This is a genomic window from Streptomyces durocortorensis (assembly GCF_016901035.1).
GTDB classification, from domain to species: domain Bacteria; phylum Actinomycetota; class Actinomycetes; order Streptomycetales; family Streptomycetaceae; genus Streptomyces; species Streptomyces durocortorensis.
Map to the genome: position 1 here is coordinate 30,424 of NZ_JAFEUF010000025.1, position 8,951 is coordinate 39,374.

6 protein-coding genes are annotated in these 8,951 nt (G+C 69.2%); 4 read left to right on the forward strand and 2 right to left on the reverse strand.

The genetic code is table 11. The features are described 5' to 3' along the window. Positions 1-1,424, reverse strand: a 1,424-nt coding sequence (locus tag JS521_RS36505) for an aminotransferase class I/II-fold pyridoxal phosphate-dependent enzyme (RefSeq protein WP_307847808.1), incomplete at its 3' end; no start/stop codon positions are given. 323 nt (positions 1,425-1,747) lie between these two features. On the opposite strand from JS521_RS36505, the gene JS521_RS08060 reads away from it, so the two are divergent. Further along, complete coding sequence (locus JS521_RS08060; RefSeq protein ID WP_018957500.1) at positions 1,748-1,927, forward strand: hypothetical protein; 180 nt, start codon at positions 1,748-1,750, stop codon at positions 1,925-1,927. Between the two features lie 112 nt (positions 1,928-2,039). On the opposite strand, the gene dnaE is transcribed toward JS521_RS08060, so the two are convergent. Next, positions 2,040-5,576 carry a DNA polymerase III subunit alpha gene (dnaE, locus tag JS521_RS08065; protein WP_205082040.1) on the reverse strand — a complete coding sequence of 1,179 codons (3,537 nt, stop codon included), beginning with the start codon at positions 5,574-5,576 and terminating at the stop codon, positions 2,040-2,042. 203 nt (positions 5,577-5,779) lie between these two features. Here dnaE and JS521_RS08070 point away from each other — a divergent pair, with 203 nt between their 5' ends. The 3 genes from JS521_RS08070 (at position 5,780) to JS521_RS08080 (ending at position 8,815) form a co-directional block, all read left to right on the forward strand. Next, positions 5,780-7,105, forward strand: a complete 1,326-nt coding sequence (locus tag JS521_RS08070) for a DUF2252 domain-containing protein (protein ID WP_205082041.1) — start codon at positions 5,780-5,782, stop codon at positions 7,103-7,105. A gap of 101 nt (positions 7,106-7,206) precedes the next feature. After that, on the forward strand, positions 7,207-7,935 hold the full coding sequence (locus JS521_RS08075) for a hypothetical protein (RefSeq protein WP_205082042.1): 729 nt from the start codon (positions 7,207-7,209) through the stop codon (positions 7,933-7,935). Between the two features lie 64 nt (positions 7,936-7,999). Beyond that, on the forward strand, positions 8,000-8,815 hold the full coding sequence (locus tag JS521_RS08080) for a DsbA family protein (protein ID WP_205082043.1): 816 nt from the start codon (positions 8,000-8,002) through the stop codon (positions 8,813-8,815). Positions 8,816-8,951: the final 136 nt, after the last annotated feature.

Below are 8,951 nucleotides of genomic sequence, written 5' to 3' on the forward strand. Positions count from 1 at the left end.
TTCTTGTTCTCCGTGTTTTTTTTTTCGGGTTTTCGGTTTTTTTTCGTGTGGGGCGCGGGTTTGTTTAATTTGTGTGCTGTTTGGTTTGTGGGGGGGGCGCCGGGGGGGGCCCCCCCCGCGGCCGGCGCGAGGGCGGCGGAGAAGAGGAACGGCCGCGCGGCATAACGAAGATGTCCGATCAGCTCGGCCGATCCCGCGACCCAGCCGCCCATGGAGGGGATGGCCTTGGACAGGGTGCCGAGCTTGACGTCCACCCGTACCTGCCGGTCGAAGTGCTCCTCCACGCCCAGTCCGGTGCGGCCGATGACGCCGAGGGCGTGGGCCTCGTCGGTCATCAGGAGCGCCTCGTGGGCGTCGCACACCTCGCGCAGCCGGGGCAGCGGCGCGATGTCGCCGTCCATGGAGTAAACGCTGTCGACGATGGCCAGGCGGACTCCGCCGGGGGCAGCGGCCTCCATGCGGCGGGCCAGGTGCTCGGTGTCGTTGTGCCGGAAGCGGACCACGGTCGCCCCGCTGAGGCGGCAGCCGTCCACGATGCTGGCGTGGGCGTACTTGTCGACGAAGACGGTGTCGCCGGGGCCGACCAGGGCGCCGATGGTTCCCACGTTGGCGGCGTAGCCGGAACCGAAGACGATGGCAGCCTCCCGCTCGGCGACGGTGGCGACCTCGGCCTCCAGCTCCTCGTGGAGCGGGATGGACCCGGCGAGCGCGCGTACTCCGTGGTTGCCGGTGCCGTAGCGGGCCGCGGCGGCCTGGGCCGCCGCCTCGGAGGCGCGTTCGGCGGAGGCGGCGAGGGCCGCCTCGGGCAGCGGTGCGGAGAGGATCGCGGTGATCTCGGGGCGGGTGGCGGGCTGCGGGGCGCACGCGCCGCCGAGGTCCTTGGCGCGTACGGCCCTGGTGATCCAGGCCCGGTCGAGGACGCGCCGTTCGTCGGCCTCGGCGACGAGGTCCTCGGACTGGTTGTAGTCGCCGTCGGCGGCCTGTACGGCCCAGAGGTGGACGGCGACCCCGTGTTCCTTGGCGGACATCAGGCCGGGCAGCAGATCGCCGTCGCCGGTCACCAGGACCACGTCCGAGCAGGCCCGGTTCCTGGCCAGTTCGGTGAGCTCGGCGTGCATGGCGGCGTCGACGCCCTTCTGCGCCCAGCGTCCGTCGCTGCGGGTCAGAGCGCCGAGCCGTACGGTCACGCGCGGCATCACGCGGAGGCGGCGGTGCTCGGGCTGGGGCACCCGGTCGGGGGCGCCGTCGAACCAGTAGATGCGGAGCAGTGGCTGCTGGGTGTCGGCCTCGGCCCGCTCGCGCAGCCCCTGGATGAGGGCGGCGTGGTCGACGGTGATGCGGGAACGGGCGGGCTCTCCGGCCAGCAGACTCGCGGCTGCGCCCAGCAAGTAGCCGGCGTCCACCAGGACGACGCAACGGTCCACGCGTTCCACCCTCTTCCAGAACTCGGGAGCGGATCAGCGGCCCGCTCCTCGATGACCGGGTCCGCTTACCCAGGGTTTCCTTCGAGTCTGCCCGACCGCGCAGGGGTTAACGGCCGGAACTGGATCATCGGCGTGGCGGATCCGGAAAGGAAGAGGAAAAGGAAGGGAGAAGGGGCGCGGGAAGAGGCGGGCGGAGGCCGTGGGACGCATGCGGCCGCGGAAACCGCTACGCACGGTAATGATCCAACATGCGGTGTTTGCGGCGCTATGTGAGTCTGACAGCGGTCCTGGCCCCCCAGGATTCCCCACAGGAGGCATTCACCATGGCCAAGAACAAGAACCGCAAGCAGGGCAGCCAGCACGACCGCGCGTCCGCGTCGGAGCGTAGTGCGGAGCAGGCCAAGTCGACGGCGTACGAGTCGCAGAACCAGCCGCAGGCTCAGGCCCAGGGCAGCCCGTCCGACGTGGCGCGCAAGCATCAGCGACGCTTCGGCCACAACTGACCCGTCGGCCGCTCGCGGTACTGAGTAGTGACAGGCGTTGAAGACAGCGAGAGGGGCGTCCCGCATCGGCGGGGCGCCCCTCTCGTCGTCGTCCGGGTGATCCGCCCGGGGCTCAGCCGGCCAGGCAGGCCGGGCCGAGCAGCACCTTCAGGTCGCCGAAGAGCGCCGAGTCGGCCTTGACCCGGTGCCGGTCGAGCCGGAGCACGGTGGTCTTGCTGGGGCCCTGGAGCCTGATGCGTACCTCGGTGTCGCCCCGGTGGTGGCTGAGCACCTCGCCGAGCCGGGTGACCATCGGCGGGGTGATCTTCACGGTGGGGATGGTGAGGACGACGGGCGCGTTGGTCCCGGCGTTGGAGATGTCGGGGACCTGCATCTCCATGGCGACCAGCCGGGGCACGTCCTCACGCTTGTCGAGGCGTCCCTTGACGAAGACGACGGTGTCCTCGACGAGCTGGGTGGAGACCAGCTGATAGGTGGCGGGGAAGAACATGCACTCGATGGAGCCGGCCAGGTCCTCCACGGTGGCGATGGCCCAGGCGTTGCCCTGCTTGGTCATCTTGCGCTGGAGGCCGGAGATGATGCCGCCGACGGTGACGATGGCGCCGTCCCCGTAGTCCCCGCCCATGAGCTGGGAGATCGAGGAGTCGGCCTTGTCGGACAGCACGTGCTCCAGACCGAAGAGCGGGTGGTCGGAGACGTACAGGCCGAGCATCTCCCGTTCCTGGGCGAGCAGGTAGGCCTTCTCCCACTCGATGTCGGAGAACTCCACGTCGAGCCCGAAGCCGGGCTCGCCGCTCTCCTCCTCGCCGCCACCGAAGAGGTCGAACTGTCCCTCGGCCTCCTTGCGCTTGACCTGGACCACGTTGTCGATCATCGGCTCGTGGTGGGCGACGAGGCCCTTGCGGGTGTGGCCCATCTCGTCGAAGGCGCCGGCCTTGATCAGCGATTCGACGGTGCGCTTGTTGCAGACGACCGCCTCGACCTTGTCCAGGAAGTCGGGGAAGGAGCTGTACTTCCCCTTCGCCTTGCGGGACCGGATGATCGAGTCCACGACGTTCTGGCCGACGTTGCGGATGGCGGTCAGGCCGAAGAGGATCACGTCGTCGCCCTGGGCGGCGAAGTTGGACAGCGACTCGTTGACGTTCGGCGGGAGCACCTTGATGCGCATGCGGCGGCACTCGTTGAGGTAGACCGCGGACTTGTCCTTGTCGTCCTTGACCGAGGTCAGCAGGGCCGCCATGTACTCGGCGGGGTAGTTCGCCTTGAGGTAGGCGGTCCAGTAGGTGACCAGGCCGTACGCCGAGGAGTGCGCCTTGTTGAACGCGTATCCGGCGAACGGCACCAGGACGTCCCAGAGCGCCTTGATCGCCGCGTCGGAGAACCCCTTCTCCTTGGCGCCCTTCTCGAAGAGGACGAAGTTCTTCGCCAGCTCCTCGGGCTTCTTCTTGCCCATCACGCGGCGCAGGATGTCGGCCTCGCCCAGCGAGTACCCGGCGACGATCTGGGCGGCCTTCTGGACCTGCTCCTGGTAGACGATCAGGCCGTAGGTGAGGCCGAGGACCTCCTTGAGAGGCTCCTCCAGCTCCGGGTGGATCGGGGTGATCTCCTGGCGGCCGTTCTTGCGCTCCGCGTAGTTCGTGTGCGAGTTCATGCCCATCGGGCCCGGCCGGTAGAGGGCCGAGACGGCGGAGATGTCCTCGAAGTTGTCGGGCTGCATCTGGCGGAGCAGGGAGCGCATGGGCCCGCCGTCGAACTGGAAGACGCCGAGCGTGTCACCGCGGCAGAGCAGTTCGTACGTCTTGGGGTCGTCCAGCGGCAGCGAGAGCATCTCCAGGTCGATGCCCTTGTTGGACTTCACCATCTTGATGGCGTCGTCCATGATCGTCAGGTTGCGCAGGCCGAGGAAGTCCATCTTCAGCAGGCCGAGCGACTCGCACTGCGGGTAGTCCCACTGCGTGATGGTGACGCCGTCGGTGTGCCGGACCCAGACGGGCGCGTGGTCGACGATCGGCTCGCTGGACATGATGACGCCGGCGGCGTGCACACCCATCTGCCGGACCAGGCCCTCGACGCCCTTGGCGGTGTCGATGACCTTCTTGACGTCCGGCTCGCTCTCGTACATCCCCCGGATCTCGCCCGCCTCGCTGTAGCGCGGGTGCTTGGGGTCGGTGATGCCGTTGAGGTCGATGCCCTTGCCGAGGACGTCGGCGGGCATGGCCTTGGTGAGCCGGTCGCCCATCGCGTACGGGTAGCCCAGCACGCGGGCGGAGTCCTTGATGGCGTTCTTCGCCTTGATCTTGCCGTACGTGCCGATCATGGCGACCTTGTCGGCGCCGTACTTCTCGGTGACGTACCGGATCACCTCGACGCGCCGACGCTCGTCGAAGTCGATGTCGACATCGGGCATGGAGACGCGCTCGGGGTTGAGGAACCGCTCGAAGATCAGCCCGTGCTCGATCGGGTCGAGGTCGGTGATGCCCATCGCGTACGCCACGATCGAACCGGCCGCGGAGCCTCGTCCCGGACCGACCGCGATGCCGTTGTTCTTGGCCCACATGATGAAGTCGGCGACGACCAGGAAGTACCCCGGGAACCCCATCTGGATGATGATGTCCATCTCGTACTCGACCTGCTTCTGCCGGTCGTCGGGGACACCGTTCGGGAAGCGGCGGCCCATGCCGACCCGGACCTCCTCCTGGAACCAGGTGACCTCCGTGAAGCCGTCCGGGATCTCGAACTTCGGCATGAGGTTCTTCGCCTCGAACATGCCGGTGGTGTCGATCTGCTGGGCGACCAGGAGGGTGTTGGCGCACCCCTCCTGCCAGGCGTCGGAGGAGTCGACGGCGTACATCTCGTCCGTCGTCTTGAGGTAGTAGCCGGTGCCGTCGAAGCGGAAGCGGTCGGGGTCGGAGAGGTTCTTGCCGGTCTGGATGCAGAGCAGGGCGTCGTGGGCGGTGGCCTCGTGGGCGTACGTGTAGTGGGAGTCGTTGGTGACCAGCGGCGGGATGTTCAGCTTCTTGCCGATTTCGAGGAGCCCGTCGCGGACCCGGCGCTCGATCTCGATGCCGTGGTCCATCAGCTCCAGGAAATACCGGCCCTCGCCGAAGATGTCCTTGTAGTCGGAGGCCGCCTGCACCGCCTCGTCGAACTGGCCGAGCCGTAGCCGGGTCTGCACCTCGCCCGAGGGGCAGCCGGTGGAGGCGATGAGCCCCTCGGACCACTGGGAGATGGTCTCCTTGTCCATCCGGGGCCACTTCTGGAGCCAGCCCTCGGCGTACGCGTCGGAGGAGAGCCGGAAGAGGTTGTGCAGCCCGGTCCTGTTCGACGCCCAGATCGTCTTGTGGGTGTAACCACCGGAACCGGACACGTCGTCACGCTTCTGGTGCGGCTGCCCCCACTGCACCTTGCGCTTGTGCTTGCGCGACTCGGGGGCGACGTACGCCTCGATGCCGATGATCGGCGTGACGTCCGCCTTCTTCGCCGAGTGGAAGAAGTCGTAGGCCCCGTGAAGGTTGCCGTGGTCGGTCATCGCGATGTGCGTCATGCCCATCTCGTTGGCCGCCTCGAACATGTCCTTGAGCCGCGCCGCACCGTCCAGCAGCGAGTACTGGGTATGAACGTGCAGGTGCGTGAAGGGCGGCTTGGTCACGGCGTCGGGCCTCCGGGAAGTCGGGCGATGACGGACGGGGGGACAGCGTGGAAGTCTACGACGTGACGGAGTCGAACGACGGGCACTCCCGGCTTCCGCCGAGCGTTGGAGAGGGCGGGATGGGTGTCCGTTTTGTCATGCACTCGGTCACGTCGATCCACAGTTCCACCCCATACGTCAGCTACCGCAGGAGGCAGTAAGAAATGTCGGAAACGCAGACCGGCGCAACGCAGCGCGGGGAGCAGATTCTCGCCGTTTTCGACACCGCCTTCGGGGAGCTGCTGGCCGCCGATCCGGCGGCCTTCCGGGTCAAGTTCCGCAAGATGGCGGGCTCGGCCTTCGCCTTCTACCGCGGCACGGCCTGCCTGTTCTACAGCGACCTGGAGCGGGAGCGGCACGGCGGCCCGTTCCTGGACGAGCGCACGGGCCGGGTGTGGATCCACGGCGATCTGCACGCGGAGAACTTCGGCACCTACATGGACGCCAACGGCCGCCTCGTCTTCAACGTCAACGACTTCGACGAGGCGTACGTGGGCCCCTTCACCTGGGACCTGAAGCGGTTCGCCGCCTCCGTGGCGCTGATCGGTTACGCGAAGGCGCTCGCCGACGAGCAGATCTCCGAGCTCGTCCAGGTCTTCGCCACGTCCTACCGCGAGCGGATCCGCGCCCTGGCGACGGGCGCGAAGAACGACGAGGTGCCGCCGTTCACGCTGGACACCGCGGACGGCCCGCTGCTGGACGCGCTGCACGCGGCCCGCTCGCGCACCCGGTTCTCGCTGCTGGACTCGATGACGGTGATCCGGGACTTCGAGCGCCGGTTCGCGGACGGCGGCGGGTCGATCGACCTGGACGCCGCGACGCGCTACAAGGTGCTCGCCGCGTTCGACGGCTATCTCGAGACGCTGCCGGAGTCGAGCCTCACCCGCCCCGACTCCTACCGGGTCAAGGACGTGGTGGGCCGCCGGGGCATCGGCATCGGATCCGCCGGGCTGCCCTCGTACAACATCCTTCTGGAGGGCAACAGCGACGCCCTGGAGAACGATGTGGTGATCTACCTCAAGCAGGCGCAGACCCCGGCGGTCTCCCGGCACATCACGGACGCCGCCGTGCGGGAGTACTTCCAGCACGAGGGACACCGCACGGTGATCTCGCAGCGGGCGCTCCAGGCGCACGCGGACCCGTGGCTGGGCTGGACCGAGCTGGACGGGGCGGGCCAGCTGGTCGCCGAGGTCTCGCCGTACGCGGTCGACCTGGACTGGTCCGACATCGACGAGATGGACGAGATCGCGGCGGTCGTCGCGGATCTGGGCCGGGCGACGGCCACCATGCACGCGGCCGCCGACGACGAGAGCGGCCACTCGCTGGTGCCGTTCTCCACGGAGCGGGCGATCGACGCCGCCATCGCGGCGGACGAGGAGGGCTTCGCACCGCTGCTGGTCGACTTCGCCCACAGCTACGGCGCGCAGGCCCGCGCGGACCACCAGATCTTCGTGGACCTCTTCCGCAACGGGAAGATCCCGGGCCTGTAAGGAGGGAGAGCCCCGGGGCGCCCCAGGAATCTTCGGCGTCCCGGGGACTCTCAGCCTCTTTTAAGGTCCGCTTACCTCCACGCATGACACACTTTCCGGCGATGGACATCTCAGGGACGCAGCTCAGGGTCGCGCGCGCGGCGGTCTTCACCGCGCTCGTCGTCACCCTGTCCACGGCGTCCCATGTGCTGCTCTCCGGAGTGCCGCTGCCGCTGACCGCGGTCGGCCTGCTGGCCGCCGCGGTCTTCGCCGTGGCCTATGCGCTGGCCGGCCGGGAGCGCGGCTTCGGGGCGATCGCGGGGCTGCTGGTCCCGCTGGAGCTGGCCGCCGACACGCTCTTCACCACGGGCCAGCACCTCTGTTACGGGGCGGCCGGCGGCCCGGTCGCCGGCCCGCTGCGCGCAGTGGGCTTCGACGTCCTGTGCGGCGGCGGTGAGGTCGGCACGGGCGGGGCCCGGATCGCGGGCGTCGGCGCGGTGGGCACCCCGCTGGCCGATGTGGCCGGTGCGGGCGACCGCGCGGCGGCGCTCCTCGCCCAGCCCGGGCCCGCGGTGCCGTGGCTGCTGCTCGCCGCCCATGTGGCGGTCGGGCTGCTCGCCGCGGCCTGGCTGCGGCGCGGCGAGGCGGCCCTCGCGGGTCTGCTGCGCGCGGCGGCCCTGCTGGCGTTCCGGCCGCTGCTGACGGCGGTCGCCGTGGTGCGCGCGGGGGTGCGGGCCGCGGCCCGCCGCTCCCGGCCCGCCGGGCGTCCGCATCCGCCGCTGACCGCCCGTTTCCTCGTGCACTGTGTGGGACGCAGGGGCCCGCCGCCCGTGCTGTACGCCGCTGCCTGAGGGCATGGCGACGCGCGATGCACGGCAGGCCCACTCCCCACACACGTACCCACGGAGAACGATCATGAGCAAGCGCAACACCCAGGCGAACAAGGCAGCGGCCCGCGATCGGCTGCGCGCCGAGCGCGAGCGCCAGGCCAAGAAGGACAAGACCCGCAAGCAGCTCGTCGTGGCGGGCTCGGTCGTCGCCGCCCTCGCCGTGGTCGGCGGCATCAGCTACGGCGTGATGCAGCTGAACAAGCCGGACGCCTGGGAGGCGGCCGCCGACGCGAAGAACGTCACCGCGCCGAAGAACACCTCGGGCAAGGACGGCACGACCGTGGTCGTCGGCGAGTCGAGCGCGAAGAAGACCCTGGAGCTGTACGAGGACTCGCGCTGCCCGGTCTGCGCCACGTTCGAGCAGGGCGTCGGCGAGACGATCTCGAAGGACGTCGAGGCCGGCAAGTACAAGGTGAAGTACGTCGGCGCGACCTTCATCGACAACACCGACAACGGCGAGGGCTCCAAGAACGCCCTGAGCGCGCTCGGTGCGGCGCTGGACGTGAGCCCCGAGGCGTTCCTGGAGTACAAGGCCGCGCTGTACTCGGCGAAGTTCCACCCCGAGGAGAGCGACGACAAGTTCGCCAAGGACAGCTATCTGATCGAGGCCGCCGACTCGGTCGACGCGCTGAAGGGGAACAAGGCCTTCCAGAAGGCCGTCGAGGACGGCACGTACGACGCCTGGGCGATCAAGATGTCCAAGACGTTCGACAAGAGCGGTGTGCAGGGCACGCCGACGGTGAAGATGGACGACAAGAAGATCACGGCCGAGGGCAGCGAGAACGCCCCCATGACGGCCGACGAGTTCACGAAGGCCGTCGACAAGGCGCTGAAGGCGTAACGCCCCGCAGCTCCCTGGAACCCCGGGGGGGGGGGGGCGGGGGGGGCGGCGGCGGGGGCGGCGGGGGGGGGGCCGGGGTGGTGACGGCGGGACGGCACGAGACCGGCCGAGGGCACGCCCGGGCGCGGGCGCTGAT